7 protein-coding genes are annotated in these 16,858 nt (G+C 73.9%); 3 read left to right on the top strand and 4 right to left on the bottom strand.

The features are described 5' to 3' along the window. Positions 1–124 precede the first annotated feature (124 nt). Together ACZ7JA_RS12235 and fabD are read left to right on the top strand one after the other, a co-directional pair. Entirely contained in the window at positions 125–8,122 is a 7,998-nt protein-coding gene (locus ACZ7JA_RS12235) for an SDR family NAD(P)-dependent oxidoreductase (RefSeq protein ID WP_470808027.1), read from the top strand. Next, positions 8,119–11,430 carry an ACP S-malonyltransferase gene (gene fabD / locus ACZ7JA_RS12230; RefSeq protein WP_470808026.1) on the top strand — a complete coding sequence of 1,104 codons (3,312 nt, stop codon included), beginning with the start codon at positions 8,119–8,121 and terminating at the stop codon, positions 11,428–11,430. The genes ACZ7JA_RS12235 and fabD overlap by 4 nt, the downstream gene beginning before the upstream one ends. A gap of 123 nt (positions 11,431–11,553) precedes the next feature. Here the strand turns inward: fabD and ACZ7JA_RS12225 are convergent, their stop codons facing one another. The 4 genes from ACZ7JA_RS12225 to ACZ7JA_RS12210 all read right to left on the bottom strand — a co-directional run bounded on the left by ACZ7JA_RS12225 (position 11,554) and on the right by ACZ7JA_RS12210 (position 15,716). After that, positions 11,554–11,844, bottom strand: a complete 291-nt coding sequence (locus ACZ7JA_RS12225) for a hypothetical protein (protein WP_470808025.1) — start codon at positions 11,842–11,844, stop codon at positions 11,554–11,556. 231 nt (positions 11,845–12,075) lie between these two features. Continuing rightward, positions 12,076–12,582: a trypco2 family protein gene (locus ACZ7JA_RS12220; RefSeq protein WP_470808024.1), complete on the bottom strand. Its 507-nt coding sequence runs from the start codon at positions 12,580–12,582 to the stop codon at positions 12,076–12,078. Positions 12,583–12,584: 2 nt separating this feature from the next. Further along, positions 12,585–15,311, bottom strand: coding sequence for a CHAT domain-containing protein (locus tag ACZ7JA_RS12215; RefSeq protein ID WP_470808023.1), 2,727 nt, complete (start codon positions 15,309–15,311; stop codon positions 12,585–12,587). A gap of 174 nt (positions 15,312–15,485) precedes the next feature. Next, entirely contained in the window at positions 15,486–15,716 is a 231-nt protein-coding gene (locus ACZ7JA_RS12210; RefSeq protein ID WP_470808563.1) for a hypothetical protein, read from the bottom strand. A 267-nt stretch (positions 15,717–15,983) separates the two neighbouring features. On the opposite strand from ACZ7JA_RS12210, the gene ACZ7JA_RS12205 reads away from it, so the two are divergent. Continuing rightward, positions 15,984–16,850, top strand: coding sequence for an alpha/beta fold hydrolase (locus ACZ7JA_RS12205; protein ID WP_470808022.1), 867 nt, complete (start codon positions 15,984–15,986; stop codon positions 16,848–16,850). The last annotated feature ends 8 nt before the right edge of the window (positions 16,851–16,858 follow it).

Genomic DNA, 16,858 nt, shown 5'->3' with positions numbered 1-16,858 from the left:
TCGTCGCCGACGGCACCGCGGCCCTGCGCGACGAGCTGGCCGCGCACCTGGCCGGCCGCCCCTCCGCCGTACGCACCGCCCACGTGACGGCCCGGGCGACCCCCTCTCACCGGACCGGCACGATGTGCACGCCCTGGCCGCCGCCTGGCTGGACGGAGCCGACGTCGACTGGCGGGCCCTGCACGAGGGCGCCGCCCGGCGCCGCGTCCACCTGCCCGCCTACCCGTTCGCCGGCCCCCGGCACTGGGTCGCGCCCGGCGAGCGTCCCGCGGAGCCCGGTTCCGGTCTACACCCCACCCTCCTGGACGCCAACGTCTCCACCTTCGGCGAGCAGCGGTTCACCAAGACGCTGACCGGCGAGGAGTTCTTCCTGCGCGACCACGTGGTCGGCGGCGACCCGGTGCTGCCCGGCGTGGCCTATCTGGAGATGGGCCGCCTCGCGGGCGAACTCGCCGCCGGGGGAGCCCCGGTGAGCGGCGTGGACGACCTGGTGTGGGCGGCGCCGGTCCGGCTCGCCCCCGGCAGCACCGGGCACCCGCTGCTGGTCCGCGTCACCGGCGACCGCTCCCGTGCCGCCTTCGAGGTGCGCGGCACCGGCGACGATGCGCCGGTGCACGCCGGCGGCATCCTGCGGTACGACGCTCCCGGATCCCGGCCCGCCCCCGTCGCCCTTGCGGACGCACGCGCCCGCTGCACCCGCGTCCGGGCGGGGGCGGACTGCTACGACGGCTTCACCCGGCTGGGCTTCGCCTACGGCCCTTCCTTCCGGGTGATCGAGGAGATCGCCGAGGGGCCCGGGGAGGCGCTGGCGACGCTGAGCCTGCCGGAACCGCGGCGCGCGGACGCCGGCGACCACACCTTCCACCCCTCGCTGCTGGACGCCGCACTGCAGACCGCGGGCCGGCTCGTCCCGGGCGCCGGGGACCCTGCTGGACCGGCGCCGTACCTGCCGTTCTCCCTGGGCTCGGTCCGGCTGCACGCCCCGCTGCCCGAACGCGGCTACGCGTACGCCACCCCGGCCCGGCGCCCCGCCCCGGCGGGCTCCCTGGCCTTCGACGTCGCCCTGCTCGACCAGGACGGGCAGGTCACCGCCACCCTGGAGTCCTTCACCCTGAGGGCGCTGCGTCCGGCCGGCGTCACGCCCGCGACGGACACCGCGCCCGCGACGCGGGCCGTGCCCGCCGCCGACGTCGTCCACGCCTTCGAGCCCTGCTGGCTGGCCGCGCCCGCCGCGCACGGCCAACTCCCGTCGCACGCACGGATCCTGCTGCTCGAACCCGCCTCCGCACACGCCACCGACGTGGCCGACGCCCTCACGGCGACGGGCGCCGACGTCCACCGTGTCCCGGTCGGCCCCGGATTCGACGCCGAGGCCGCCGTGCGCGCCGCCGGAGCCGGACCTGTCCACGTCGTCCACCTGGCCGGACGCGACCGAACCACCCGGGACTGCGTCGAGCACGGCTTCCACGCCGCCCTGGCCTTCCTGCGGGCCTGGCAGCACGAGCGCCGCGACGCGCTGCGCTACCTGTACGTCCACCCCGAGCCGGCCCCGTCACCCGCCCAGCCGGCGATGGCCGCCTTCGCCCGCACCGTGCGCCTGGAGAACCCGTCGGTCACCCTTGGCGTCCTGGCCCTCGCCCCCGGCCGTCCCGTCGCGGAGGCCGTCGTCGCCGAACTCGCCGCGGACGGAGGCCCCGAAATGCGCGCGGACGCCGAGGGCCGGGCCCGCCGCGCCTGGCGGCGCGTGAGCCTCCCCGCCGCGCCGGGCGCCGCGTTCACCGGGGCCGGCGCCCACATCGTCACCGGCGGCACCGGCGCCCTGGGCCTGCTGATCGCCGAGCACATCGCCGCCGCGCGGCGGGCCGTCGGCGTCACCGGCGGCGGCATCGTGCTGGCCGCGCGCACCGCTCCCGGTCCCGAGGCCCGCGCCCGCGCCGACGCCCTCGGCGCCCGGGTGGTGCTCGCCGACGTCGCCGACCCGGCCGCCGTACGCGACCTGGTCGCCGAGGCCCGCCGGGCGCACGGCTCGGTCAGCGGCGTGGTGCACGCGGCCGGTGTCCTCAGGGACGGGCTCGTACGCACCAAGCAGCGTGCGGACGCGGACGCCGTCCTCGCCGCGAAGGTGCACGGCACCGTGCTGCTCGACGAGGCGACGGCGGACGAACCGCTGGACTACTTCGTCGCGTTCTCCTCGGCGGCCGCGGCCTTCGGCAACGCCGGCCAGAGCGACTACGCCTTCGCCAACGCCTTCCTCGACCACTTCGCCGAGGAGCGCGAGCGACGCCGCCGGGAAGGCACCCGGCACGGCCGTACCCTCGCGGCCGCCTGGCCCGTCTGGGCCGAGGGCGGGATGCGCCTCGACGCCGACGCCGAAACCTACATGGAGCGGGTGCTCGGCATGCGCCCGCTGCGCACCGCCCCCGCCCTCCAGGCCCTCGACCGCGCCCTCGCCCACACCGCGCCCCGCCTGCTCCTGGCCGCCGGCGACCCCGACCGCATCCTCGGGGCACTCGAAGGCGCCGAGCCGCGCCAGGACGAGCCCGCCACCACCGCCGAGCCCGGAGCGCACGAACGCGCCGAGGAACTCGTCCTGCGCCTCCTCGCCGAGGAACTGAAGCTGCCCGAGGCCGAGATCGCCGTCACCGAACCCTTCGACCGGTACGGCGTGGACTCGCTCATCACCATGAGCCTCATCCGCCGCCTGGAGGAACACGTCGGCCCGCTGTCGAAGACCCTGCTGTTCGAGTACGTGACCGTACGCGACCTCGCCGGCCACCTGGCCGGGGCCCACCCCGGCGCCTTTCCGGCCACCGGCACCCCGGCCACCAGCGCCGTGGAACCCGGCACCCCGGCCACCGCCACGACGGACGCCGGCGCCCCCACGGCGACCGTGCTTGCGGTCGAGCCGGTCGAGCCGGTCGAGCCGGTCGAGCCGGACGAGCCGGTGAAGCCGGTCGCGCCCGCCCCGCAGGACACCGCCGTCGCCATCATCGGTGTCGCGGGCCGCTACCCCCAGGCCGAGGACGTCACCGCGTTCTGGCGCAACCTGCGCGCCGGCCGGGACAGCGTCGAGGAGATCCCCGCCGACCGCTGGGACCACGGCCTGTTCTACGACCCGGACAGATCCGCCACCGGCAGGACCTACGGCAAGTGGGGCGGCTTCGTCCCCGGCGCCGACCGCTTCGACCCGCTGTTCTTCCGGATGTCGCAGATCGAGGCCGAACACACCGACCCGCAGGAGCGGGTGTTCCTGGAGACCGTCTGGCATCTGCTGGAGGACGCCGGATACACCCGCGAGCAACTGCGCGGCGCCCGCACCGGCGTGTTCGTCGGCATGATGTACGGCCACTACCAGCTGTACGGCGTCCAGGAGGCGCTGCGCGGCGAGGGCTTCGCGACCTCCTCGTCGTACGCCTCGGTGGCCAACCGGGTGTCGTACTTCTTCGACTTCACCGGCCCCAGCGTCGGCCTGGACACCATGTGCTCCTCGTCGCTGGTCACCATCCACCAGGCCTGCCTCGCCATCCGCAACGGCGACTGCGACGTCGCCGTGGCCGGCGGCGTCAACATCTCCAGCCACCCGGTGAAGTTCCTCCAGCTCGCCCAGCGCGGCTTCCTCGCCGAGGACGGGCGCTGCCGCAGCTTCGGCGAGGGCGGCACCGGATACGTGCCCGCCGAGGGCTCGGGCGCCGTCCTGCTCAAGCGCCTGGACGCGGCCCTCGCCGCCGGCGACCGGATCCTCGCGGTGGTCAAGGCGTCCGCCGTCAATCACGGCGGCGCGGGCGCCGGTTACAGCGTCCCCAACCCCAAGGCCCAGGGCGACCTGGTGCGTACGGCGCTGGAACGGGCCGGGCTCGCGCCCGCCGATCTCGACTACCTGGAGGCGCACGGCACCGGCACGGCCCTCGGCGACCCCGTGGAGATCACCGGCATGCTGCGGGCCTTCGGCGAGGAACCGCCCGAGCGGCTGCCCATCGGCTCGGTCAAGTCCAATATCGGGCACGCCGAGTCGGCCGCCGGCATCGCCGCGATCACCAAGGTGCTGCTCCAGATGCGGCACGGCGAGCTGGTGCCGTCCCTGCACGCGGAGCGGCTCAATCCGAACATCGACTTCACCACGACGCCGTTCGAGGTCCAGCGCGAACGGAAGCCCTGGCCCCGCCGCGTCCTGGCGGACGGCAGGGTACGGCCGCGGACGGCGGGCGTGAGCTCCTTCGGCGCGGGCGGCACGAACGCCCACATCATCCTCGAGGAGTACGTCGGCGACGGCGCCGGGGACGTCCCGGCAGCCGGCCCCCAGCTGGCGGTCCTCTCCGCGCGGGACGCCGGCCAGCTGGCCGCGCAGGCCCGGCGGCTCGCCGGCCACCTGCGCGCCGAGGACACCGAGGTCACCCCGGCGCAGGTCGCCTGGACCCTGCAGACCGGCCGGGAGGCGATGGCCCACCGGCTGGCCGTGCTCTTCCACGACCTGCCCGAACTGTGCGACCGGCTCGACGAGTTCGCCGCAGGCGGCGCCCCGGCCGGCAGCTGGACCGGCGCCGTCGACCCGCGCCGGCCCGCCGCGGCCGAGCGGCTCCCCGCCGACCCCGCCGCGTACGCCACCGCCTGGACCGGCGGACAGCGGGTGGACTGGCCCGCCCTGCACCCCGCCGGCAGGCCCGCCCGGGTCGCGCTGCCCGGCTACCCCTTCGACGGCGACCGGGTCTGGCTGGCCGCGGCCGACGCCGAACTGGCCGCCCTCGGCGCCGGGCGTGACACGCCGGGTGACGGCCGCAGCGCACCGGGCGCCGACCACGACGCGTCCGACGCCGGCCACAGCGCCCCCGGCGCCCGACACGCCTCCGAGGGGCTGCTGCTGACCAAGCAGTGGCGCCCCGCCCCGCCTGTGCCCCGTTCGGCGCCGCCCGCCCTGACCGCCGTACTCGCCGCGCCCGGAACCGAGGCACTGGCCGCCCGGCTCGCGGCGGTACTACCGGGCGCCGAGGTGCTCACCGCCGACCGGATCAACGCCGAACTCACCGACGCCGGCACCCGCTGGGACCGCTTCGACGCCGTCGTCGACCTGGCCGGCTGCACCGCACCCGTGCTGCCGCCCACGCACGCCGCGCTGCCCTCCTGGCTGCGTTGGCTCCAGCACCTGGTCGACCTCGGCCGCCGCGACCTGCGTGCCCTGCTCGTCTCGCGCGGGGCGCCCGCCCTCGGCGGAGCGGCCCGGGTGGGCCTGTACCGGATGCTCCAGAGCGAGTACCGCCACGTCCGCTCCCGCCACGTGGAGATCGACCGCGCCGCCACCGACGAGCAGCTGTGCCGCTGGGTCGTCGAGGAACTGTCCGCCGACGGCGAGCCCGCCGAGGTCGCCTACCGCGGGGGAGCGCGCCACCTGGCGACGCTCGCCGAGGCCCCGCGGGCACAGGGCGCCCGACTCGGCTTCCCGGCGGGTCACGTGCTGTGGGTGACCGGCGGCACGCGCGGCCTCGGGCTGCTCACCGCCCGCCACTTCGTCGCCCGTCACGGCGTGCGCAAGCTGGTCCTCACCGGTCGCGAGGAACTGCCGCCGCGCGCGGAGTGGGCCGCGCACATCGCCGAGGACGGCCCGCTGGGCCGCAAGCTGCGGCCGCTCGCCGAACTGGCCGCCCAGGGCGTCGAACTCGAGGTCGTCGCCGTGCCGTTGGACGAGCAGGAGGCCCTCGCCCAGGTGCTCGCCGACGTGCGACCGCGGCTCGGCCCGGTCGGCGGCGTGATCCACAGCGCGGGCTTCACCGACTTCGAGAACCCGGCGTTCGTCCGCAAGCCGCAGACCGGCGTCGCCCGTGTCCTCGCACCCAAGGTGTTCGGTCTGGACGCCCTGCTGGAGTGCTTCCGGGACGAGCCGCTCGGCCTGTTCGTGCTGTACTCGTCGGTCGCCGCCACCGTTCCCGCCCTCGCCGTCGGCCAGAGCGACTACGCCATGGCCAACGCCTATCTGGACGCGGTGGCGGAGGCCCGCCCGTACGGCCTGCCCCTGGTCAGCGTGCAGTGGCCGAGCTGGAAGGACACCGGCATGGGGGAGGCCCGCAGCGCCGCCTACCAGGCCTCCGGCCTCGCCTCGCTCACCGACGCGCAGGGGCTGGCTCTGCTCGACCGCGCGCTGGAGAGCGGCGCCCGGGTCGTGATGCCCGTACTGCCGCGGCCCGGCGCCGAGTTCAGCGCGGAGCGGCTGACGGCGCGGCGCCTGGAGACGCCACCCGCCGCACCGGCCCCGGTGCCGCCCGCCGCGACACCACCCGTGGCCGGCGCGGACGCGGACGTGCGCGCCGCCGTCGAAGCGGTGACCGCCTGGCTGCTCGACCGGCTGGCGGAGGACCTGCGTTTCGACCGCGCCAAACTGGCCGGCGACGTCCCGGTGCATGACTACGGCATGGACTCGATCATGGTCTCCCAGCTCGTCCAGACCGTCGCCAAGCGTCTGGACGTCTCGGTCGACCCGTCGGCCCTGCTGGAACACCCGACAGTGGACGGATTCGCGGCGTACCTGGGGGAGGAGCACCGCACGGCACTGCTCGCGCAGTTCGGCGGCACGAACGCCCATGGCACGGAGACCAGCGGCACGGCACCCGAGGCGCAGGCCGACGCGGAGGCACGACCGGAGCCCGCGACCCCGGCACCGTCGGATTCCGCCGCCCCGGCATCGGTCTGGGCCTTCGACCCGCCCGCCTCCCCGCCCGCGACCGTCCGGCAGCGAGGCGCCACACCCTCCCGCATCCCCGACCCGCGAGCCGACGCCGTGGCCGTGGTCGGCCTCTCCTGCCGCTTCCCCGACGCCGAATCCGCCGACGCGTACTGGGAGCTGCTGCGGGACGGCCGTACGACCCTGCGTCCCGTCCCGGACTCCCGCTTCGGCCGCTCCCTCGGATACCACGCCGGACTGCTGCCGGAGGTGCTGCGGTTCGCCCCCGAGCGGTTCCTGCTGAACGAGGCGGACGTCAAGGCGATGGACCCGCAGGCGCTGCTGCTGCTCGAGGAGGTCGACCGGGCCGTGCACCACGCCGGCTACCGCCCGGCGGACCTCAAGGGCCGCAGGGTCGGCGTGTACGTCGGTGGCCGGGCCACCCACACCCCCGACCCGGCGGACCTGGAGCGGGCCAAGAACCCGGTCGTGGTCACCGGCCAGAACTACCTCGCGGCCAACATCTCCCAGTTCTTCGACTTCCAGGGCCCGAGCCTGGTGGTGGACACCGCCTGCTCCTCCGCCCTGGTGGCGATGGACACGGCCGTACAGGCACTGCGCGCGGGTTCCGTCGAGTCGGCCGTCGTCGCCGGTGTGAGCCTGCTCGCGGACGACCGGGCGCACCGGGTGTTCGGGCAGCGCGGGCTGCTCAACCCCGGCCCGGAGTTCCACGCTTTCGACGACCGGGCGGCCGGCCTGGTGCTCGGCGAGGGCGTCGGCGTCGTCCTCCTCAAGCCGCTGGCGCGGGCCCAGGCGGACGGCGACCGGGTGCTCGCCGTGCTGGAAGGCATCGCGATCAACAACGACGGCCGCACCGCCGGACCCGCCACCCCCAACCTGCGGGCGCAGAAGGACGTGATGGCCGAGGCGCTGAAGCTCAGCGGCCGTGCGCCGCAGGACGTCGGCTGGGTGGAGACCAACGCCTCCGGCTCGACCGTCACCGACCTGCTCGAACTGAAGGCGATCGAGGGTGTCTACGGCGCCGCCCCGGCCCGTTCGGAGCGGCTCGCGCTCGGTTCGGTGAAGCCGAACATCGGTCATCCGCTGGCCGCGGAGGGCATCGCCGCGTTCATCAAGGTCGTCCTGATGCTGCACCACCGGCAGCAGGTGCCGTTCCTCTCCGGCCGGCAGCCCCTGCCGCACTTCGACCTGGAAGGCTCCGCGATGTACTTCCCGAGGGAGCCCCGGCCCTGGCCGGCGGCCGCGGACCGGGCCGCGCTCAACTGCTTCGCCGACGGCGGCACCAACGCGCACCTGCTGCTCGCCCCGGCGCCGACGGACCACCGCGCCACGCGGGTGCCGTTGCCCCAGCCCCCGCTGGAGCGCACGGTCGTCATCCGCGGCGCCGCCCCCGAGACGTCCGGCGCCCCCGCCCAGCCGGCGCAGTCCGGCCTGTTCTGGGACGTGTACCGATGACCGCGGCCAATGGGACGCCCCCGGCGACCGGAACGCCCGCCGGACGCCTGCCCGTGGTCTTCATGTTCTCCGGGCAGGGCTCGCAGTACCACCGCATGGGCGAGGAACTCTTCGAGACCGACGAGGTGTTCCGCACCGCCCTGCTGAGGTACGACGCCGTCGCCGCCGGGCTGCTGGGCGAGTCGGTCCTGGCCCGCGTCTTCGATCCGGCCCGGACCAAGAACGACCCCTTCGTCGACACACGGCTCACCCACCCCGCGATCGTCATGATCGAACTCGCCCTCGCCGAGACCCTGCGCGCGGCCGGCATCGAGCCGGACCACCTGCTCGGCTCCAGCCTCGGCGAGTACGCGGCCGCGGTCGTCTCCGGCAGCATCGACGTCGAGACGTGCCTGAGGCTGCTCGTCCGCCAGGCGGACGGCCTGTCGGCGGCCCCGCACGGCGGGCTGCTCGCGATCATCACCCGCCCGGACGGCCGGGACCGCCTCCCGGAACTGCCCGGCTGTGAGGTCGCCGCCCGCAACTACCCGGGCCACATCGTGGTCGCGGGCGCCGACGCGGACCTGGACCGGGCCGAGGCGACCCTGCGCGCGGCCGGCGTGCTGCACCAGCGGGTGCCGGTCGAGTACGCCTACCACTCCAGCCTGATGGACGGCGTCCTCGCCGACTGTCGGGCCGCCTTCGACGGGGTGACCTTCGCTCCTCCGGGCATCCCCTGGGTGTCGTGCGTGGACGGACGGCTCGTCGAGCGGCCCGGCGCCGACCACTTCTGGCAGGTCGCCCGCAGGCCCATCGAGTTCGAACGGGCCATGGCCGCGATGCGCGCCCGCGGCGACTTCCTCTACCTCGACCTCGGCCCCTCGGGCACCCTGCACAACTTCGTACGCGGCAACCTCACCACGGGGGACCGCTCCCGTTCGCTGCCGTTGCTCAGCCCGTTCGGCCATGATCCACGGGTGCTGGAACAGGCCCGGACGCTCGCGGCACCGGCCGCCACCCCCTCCACCCCTCCGATCACCCATCCACATCCGCATCCGACTCCGGCGACAGCCAGGACGGCAAGGAAGGCACACCGCATGAAGGTCTACGGTTTCCCAGGGCAGGGGTCTCAGCAGCGGGAGATGGGCAAGGACCTGTTCGCCAGGTTCCCTGAGGAGACCGCGATCGCCGACCGCGTGCTCGGCCACTCGATCGAGGAACTGTGCGTCCACGACCCGCAACGCCGCCTGGGCCGTACGGAGCACACCCAGCCTGCGCTCTACGTCGTCAGCGCTCTGGCCTACCTCGACCGGCTCGCCGAGGACGCCGAGCCGGCCGACTACCTGATCGGCCACAGCCTCGGTGAGTACACGGCCCTGTTCGCCGCCGGCGTCTTCGACTTCGAGACCGGACTGCGCCTGGTGCAGCGGCGCGGCGCCCTGATGGCGCAGGCCGGCGGTGGCGGCATGGCCGCGGTGGTCGGCTGCGACGAGGCCACCGTGCTGCGGGTGCTCGCCGACTCCGGCATCGACGAGCTCGACCTGGCCAACCACAACGCTCCCGACCAGTTCGTGCTGTCCGGCCCGTCCGAGCGGGTCGACGCCGCCCGCGCGGCCTTCGAGTCGGCGGGTGTCCGCGCCGTCCGGCTCAACGTCAGCGCGCCCTTCCACTCCCGCTACATGCGCGACACCGCCGCCGAGTTCACCCGCTTCCTGGACGGCTTCACCCTGCGCGACCCGGCCGTCCCGGTGCTGGCCAACGTGGACGCGCAGCCGTACGCCCCCGGCACGGTCAAGGCGACCCTGACCGCGCAGATCGCCTCCCCGGTCCGCTGGACCGACACGGTGCGCCGACTGATGGGCCACGGCGACTTCGAGTTCGTGGAGCTGGGCCCGGGCAGGGTCCTGACCAACCTCGTCGCCAAGATCAGGAAGAACGCCGACCCGCTGCCCGCGCCGGCAGCGGAGCAACGCCCCGACGCCCCCCTGCCCGCGCCGGCAGCGGGGCAACGCCCCGACGCGCCGCTGCCCTCCGACCACTCGACACCCCCCGCTCGCCCCGCGGCCTTCACCGCCCCGACGGCCGACACCCTCGGAGCCGCCACCTTCCGCGAGCGGTACGGTCTGCGGCGCGCGTACCTGCTGGGCGCCCTGTACGGGGGCATCTCGGGCCGCGAGATGCTGGGCGCGGCGGCCAAGGCCGGGCTGCTCGGCTTCCTCGGGACCGGCGGCCTGCCCCTCGACGAGGTGGACGGCCTGCTGCGCGACCTGGCCGGGGAACTGGGCCTGGGCGGGTCCTTCGGCGTCAACCTGCTGTACCGGCACGGCGCCCCCGAGGAGGAGTCCGCCCTGGTGGACCTGCTCCTGCGGCACGGGGTCGACCTGGTCGAGGCCTCCGGCTTCCCGCTGATCACCCCGGCGCTGGTCCGGTTCCGCCTCAAGGGCGGCCGGATCATCGCCAAGGTGTCCCGCACGGACGTGGCCGCCGAGTTCCTGGCCCCGCCGCCGGAGCGGTTGGTCACCCGGCTGCTGGAAACGGGCGAGGTCACCGAGGAGGAGGCCCGCGCGGCGGCCGGCCGGCCGATGGCGGACGATCTGTGCGTGGAGGCCGACGGCGGCTGGCTGAGCAGTACCGCCGACCTGCTCACCCTGCTGCCCGCCGTCCTGCGGCTGCGCGACACGACCGCGGCCGGCGGCCACCGGGTGCACGTGGGATGCGCGGGCGGCATCGGCACCCCCGAGGCCGCCGGGGCCGCGTTCCTGCTCGGTGCCGACTTCGTCCTGACCGGCTCGGTCAACCAGTGCTCCGTGGAGGCCGCCACCAGCGCGGAGGTGAAGGACATCCTCCAGGAGGCCCGCGAGTACGACGTGGACACCGCGCCCTGGGGCGAGCTGTTCGACCTCGGCGTCCAGGCCCGCTACCTCAAGCGGGGCCTGTTCTTCCCGGCCCGGGCGTCCCGGCTGCACGAACTGTGGCGCCGGCACGACTCGCTCGCCGACCTGGACGAGGACACCAGGAGCCAGGTCCTCGACCGCTACCTGGGCGGCGAGTCCCCCGCGCCCGCAGCCCCCGGCACCGACCCCAAGCAGTACCTGGCCGCCGTGTTCCGCGGCTACTTCACGCGCGGCCTGCGCCTCGCGGCGCGCGGTGACCAGCGCGCCCGGGTGGACTACCTGGTGCACTGCGGACCGTCGATGGGCGCCTTCAACCAGGTGGTGGCGGGCACCGTCCTGCACTCCTGGCGGGCCCGCACCGTCGAAGCGATCGCCGACACCCTGATGGACGGCGCCGCCGCCCATCTCACCGCACGACTGCGCGAGTTCGGCTGAGAGCCCCGCCGCGGCCCCGGCACCGACCGGGTCCGCGGCGGACCGCGCCGGTCGGCGACTCCGCTTCCCCACACCCCGTCACGTGGCGAACTCGGACTCCGGCTACGTCCGTGCCGCGCTGTGTCACTCGTTCGCGTTGAGCTCGTCGTGCACCAGGTCCACGAGCCTTTCGGCCTCGGGCGTACGGGGATCGGGGGAGACCTCGTAGTACCCGCCCAGGGTCGTGATCACGTTCTTGTGGGAGGCGTCGCGATCGTGCTGAGATTCTTCCCGTTCCTCGGAAGTCTCGGGGTCGGCACTCTGCCACCACCAGATCGCGCTCCGGATCTCGTCCTTCGTCAGGGGGCCGTGGAGTGTGATGTCCCTGCCTTGGACCTTCGCCGTGATTCTCGCCGAGTCAGCGCCGGTAGCCATGCGTCCTCATCTCCTTCTCGCGAAGCGGACGCCGTCAGCGCCCTGCGTCGATCACAGCAGCGGCTACCCGGCCGAAGGCTATGTACAACGGTCCGAACCGGACACCGAGCGGAGAACCTCTCTCGCTGCGGCCGCCCGACGACGCGGTGGCGGACGGGGCTTCCCGTCACATGCGTTGGCGGCCCACCCGGTGCTCAGCAGCCGATCAGCAGGTCCGGCGGCGGCGGGGGTTCAGTCCGCCGGGGGAGCTACCGTGACGAGCAGGGTGTGTGTCACCTCCTCGCGCAGGGCGCCGTCCAGGCCGAGGGACACGGACCCGTCCGCTGTGATCGCGAACTCCAGCCGCACCGAGCCTTCCTGGAGGTGGAAGGGGTCGTCGCCGGTCTGCGCCGACGCCGTCACGCGACGGATCATCGCGATCGCGTCGACCAGGACGGCGTCCACCGTGCCGTGCCGCAGCTCGTGCTGGTGCGCCAGGTCAGGAGGTACCAGGGTCATCTCGATGACATGGGTGTCGCGGCGGGACACCGTGCGCCCGATCCTGAGTTTCATGCCGATGAACGGCAGCCGGAAGTTCAGGGAACCGCCGGCCGTCGCAGTGGCAAGGGCGTGCAGGGTGAGCCGCACCGAGGTGACACGCAGATCCCGCCCGGCCGCGGTGGCCGACATGTTCGACTGCGTGACCGCTCGCTTGACGGCGGTCACCAGGTCCTCGACGGGCACGCCGTCGTCGGTCACGTTCACGTGTCCTCGCATCGCACGGGGGTGGGGACGGCTCGGGCGGGACTGAAGACGGCAGCGGCGGGGGCGGGGACGGGAGTGGAGACGATCGCGGCGGGATCGCCGTAGACCGTGTACGCCAGCCAGGTGGGGTCGGTCTCGTCGTGTCCGGCGTGGGAGCGGGCCCGGTGCACGGCCGTGCCCAGCGGCTCCCCCGCCGAGAGGGAGGCGTAGAAGGCTTCCGCGAACCGCTGGGCGCTGTCGCTGCGCACCGCCCACAGCGTGCCCACGAAGGCGCCGGCGCCCGCGCCCATGAACTGCTGCGCCCAGCCGAGCATCCGGGTGTACTGCGGGACGGCTCCGGCCGCCCGGCAGGCGTTGACGAAGACGAGCGGCCGGCCGTCCTGCAGGGCGCGGCGGGCGACGGCGCTGTTCAGAAGAGCGGGGACGAACGGGCCGTCCGCGAGGAGGATCGACGAACCGCCGCCGGGGTCGAAGGTGTTGTGGCAGGTGAAGTGGAGGGGTCCCGTCGTGCCCGCGTCGATGGCGGTCAGGACGCCGTCCAGCGTGTCCACGACGGTTCCGGTGCCGAGAATGCGGCGAATCGACTCGATCTCGCTGTCGCCGTTGACCGGGGCCCGCGCGGAGACGACGTAGTGCGGCTCACCGATCGGCAGCACGGATGAGCGGGTCTGGCCCAGGCTGTTGCGCAGGACCGGGAACTGCTGGACCAGGAACCCCTCGTCGCGGCCCGGCGCGACGGGATAGAGGAGTTCCCACGGGAGGACGTCGTGCTCGGAGGCGACGCTGAACGCCGTGATGTGGTCGCGCAGTTGCCAGAATTGCTCCTTGACCGCGTCCGGCACCATCTCCGTCCACAGCCCCACCCCCGTCTCCTTCATCCAGCGTCGGGCGTGGGCGCCGGAGTACTCCCCGCGGCCCGCCGCCAGTCTCTGCAGCATGGCGTACGCGCGCTCCGCGGCCGCTTCCGGGGCGGCGGTGAGGGCCTGCGCGAGTACGGCGCCGTAGATGCACCGGTCGGAGATGAGACGGAACGTGTACTGGTCGCCGACCCGATCCACGAGCAGCGTGACCTCGCCGGGGTGTGCGCGTATCTCGCCCATGTCGGCGGTGCTGGGCGGCTCCACCGCGTAGGGGCCGTCGCGCTCGACCGTCACCTCGAGGCCGATCTCGGTGAGGAACGTCCCCCCGGCCCAGGCGCTGACCCGGACGCGGTGCAGGCCCGGTTCCCGGGTCAGGAACGCGAACCGCACCGGCGCGGGGGCATCGGAGGGCGGCACCAGCAGGGTGTGCTCCAGCGGGCCCTGGGGGTCGAGTCCGGCGGGCGCCCGCACGATGAGTGTCAGCGGGGAGCCGTCGGGCGCGGGCCGGAACCCGGCCAGCGGGGCCGACACCCCGTCGTCGTCGTGATCCGCCCCGAACGGCACCCGCACGACCAGGCTGACCGGTTCGTACAGCCCGGCGTGGGAGGGCATCTGGGCCGACAAGCGGTGCGTGGCCGTCGCGGGAGCGGTGTCGGGTTCCCCCACGGTCCCGGCCGGGGTCTCCTCGGACTCGGCGTCCGCGGGAGAGGCGTCCGCCACCACGCAGTCCCCCGGGGCGCCGCCCTGAACGCCATGAGTCGTCACCGTGTCCGAGGTGCCGCCAAGGGCGCGCTGTTCGAGAACATCTCCCCAGAGGCTCCGGCCGTCCGCGGCGTCAGCGCGCGTCCACATGCGCACGGCCTCGGCCGTCTGGCCGGTCCGCGCGAGATATCCGGCCAGCACCCGCGTCGCCGTCACGTCGTCGGTGGCGGCCATCTCCTGCAACTGCCACTCCACACCGGAGTCCGGGGCCCCGGACACGGGAGCCGGCCGGGCGGCCAGGCGCGCGGCGGGGGAGGAGAGGACACGGTCGTCGAGCGCGTCCGCCGCCGTCCACCAGCGGACGGCCTCCTCCCGCAGATCGAGACGGGCGAGCGCGGCCGCCACCCGGCGGACGTGGTCCACGGCGCGCGCCCGCACGGGCCCGTCCAGCTCCCGTCGGGACACCTGCGCACGCATGTTCTCGGGGGCGCGCCGCACCAGCGTCGCCACCGCTTTGACGTCATGGCGGTCGGCCAGCCGCCGCAGCCGCGCCTCGGCCTCGTCCGCGCGCCCGGCGCGGTCGAGGACGGCGACGAGGTCCCACTCCCATGGCTCACCGGCCGCGACGCCCCGGGTCAGCCATACGACCGCTTCGTCGAGCCGCTCGCCGTCGTCCCCCTCGCGCAGCCGCCGGACGAGATCGCGCAGGGCACGAAGGTCACCGGCGGCGGCCATGTGCCGCAGTCGATCCTCTGCCTCGGCCGACCGTCCGGCGCTGTCGAGGGCCGCGACGAGTTCCCGCTCCGGCGTGACGCCCGCGCGCACGGCGAGCGTCAGCCAGTGGACGGCCTCGGCGAGCCGTTGGCCGCCGCTGTCGCGCACGAGGAGTTTCGCCAGGTTGCCCATGGCGGTCAGGTCACCGCTCTCGGCCTGCCGGCGCAGCTGTCCTTCCAGGGTCCTGGCGCCCATGTGATCCGCGAGTTGGTGCAGCGCGGTCTCGTCTCCGGCCGCGATCGCCTTCTCCCACCACGCGACGGCCTCGTCGTGACGCCCGTCCTCGGCCAGCGCGGTGGCCAGCACCCGCATGGCGAAGGCGTCGCCCGCCGCGGCAAGCCTCCAGCGCCAGTCCTGTCCCTCTCGACCGGCCTTGCCGCCCGACACCCACCCTCACCCCGCGCCGCATCGTCCCAACGGTTGACGGGACATCACAGTACGGCGACCGGGGGAGAAGCACCGCCGATTCCGGCACTGTCCGGCATTCGAGAGGGCGGGCCGGTAAAGGTGCGGCGGCACGCGACACCGGCAATGCGGCCACGCCATCCGGCGGGCGCCGGATTATGGGACCTGCCGTGAGGACGGCACGGCCATGACCTCCGCCCCGCGCAAGCGACCGCAGCGCAGGTCCGCCGCAGCCTCCTGCACGACACGGGACCGGGCCATGCCGGCGGCGGCCTCGCCGTTGTGTCCGACCACGTCCACGACGGCGAGCGCGGTGGCGCCGTACGGCAGGGTGAAGCGTCCCTGGCTGGCCAGGTCCCGGCCGCCTGCGGAACGGACGCGCGGCACTCGGCCTGCGCATTCGATGCGTTATCGGTGCGATTTGTGGCGGATGGCCGTGCTCGTGACTATGGAAGAGCACGGCTCACCGGCTGGACGCCGCCGACGCCCGCCTGCCCAGGGATGCCCGTAGCCCGAACGGGAGTGGTCGACCATGGCGCGCACGCGCACCGTCCTCGAGCGATCTTTTGACATGCAGGGACGTCTCCCCGGCGCCACATCCAGATCGAGCACCAAGTAGTTCACCATCGCTCGGGGCGACCACGGGAGGCCACCGTGTCCGCTACCCACCACCGGACCGCGACCATCGACGCCCAGCAGGTCTTCTATCGCGAGGCGGGTCCCGAGGAAGCACCGACGGTTGTGCTTCTGCACGGATTCCCCAGCAGTTCCCACATGTTCCGGCACCTCATTCCCGGTCTGTCGGACCGCTATCACGTGATCGCCACTGATCATGTCGGATACGGGCAGTCGTCCATGCCTCAGGTCGAGGATTTCGCCTATACCTTCGATCATCTGGCGGCCATCACCGCGAAATTGCTGGAAAAACTGGGGATCAACCGTTTCTCGGTCTACGTACACGACTACGGGGCGCCCATCGGCTGGCGCCTTGCCCTGAATCCCGCGTTCGAGGTAACCGCCATCATCTCCCAGAGCGGCAACGCCTATATGGAGGGATTCGCCAAACCCTTCTGGGACGATCTGTTCGCATACGCGACATCACCCGGCCCCGACACCGAGCCGGGCGCGCGGGCGAAGTTCAGCCCCGAGACCACGCGCTGGCAGTACGAGAACGGGGCCGAGGACACGAGCCTGGTCAGCCCGGACAACTGGCTGCACGACCAGACCCTGCTGGACAGACCAGGGAACGACCAGGTACAGCTGACGCTTTTCCGGGACTACCCGACGAACATCGATGGGTATCCGCAGCTCCATGAGTACTTCCGCACCAGCCAGGTGCCACTCCTGGCCGTCTGGGGCGAGCGCGACGAAATCTTCGGGCCGGACGGGGCTCGCGCCTTCTCGCAGCATCTGCCCGACGCCGAAGTCCATCTGATCCCAGCAGGTCATTTCGCCCTTGAAACGCACCTTGACGCCATAAGCGGTCACATTCATGAATTCCTCGGCCGCGTGACCGGCTGAGGGTGGAC

The sequence above is a fragment of the Streptomyces sp. NPDC038135 genome, assembly GCF_055601245.1.
This window is presented reverse-complemented; position numbering and strand designations above follow the sequence as displayed.

What these genes read in the sequence shown, in the direction of transcription:
- ACZ7JA_RS12225 (WP_470808025.1), bottom strand. Translation starts at nt 11,844, where the DNA reads ATGGCTACCGGCGCTGACTCGGCGAGAATCACGGCGAAGGTCCAAGGC.
- fabD (WP_470808026.1), top strand. Translation starts at nt 8,119, where the DNA reads ATGACCGCGGCCAATGGGACGCCCCCGGCGACCGGAACGCCCGCCGGA.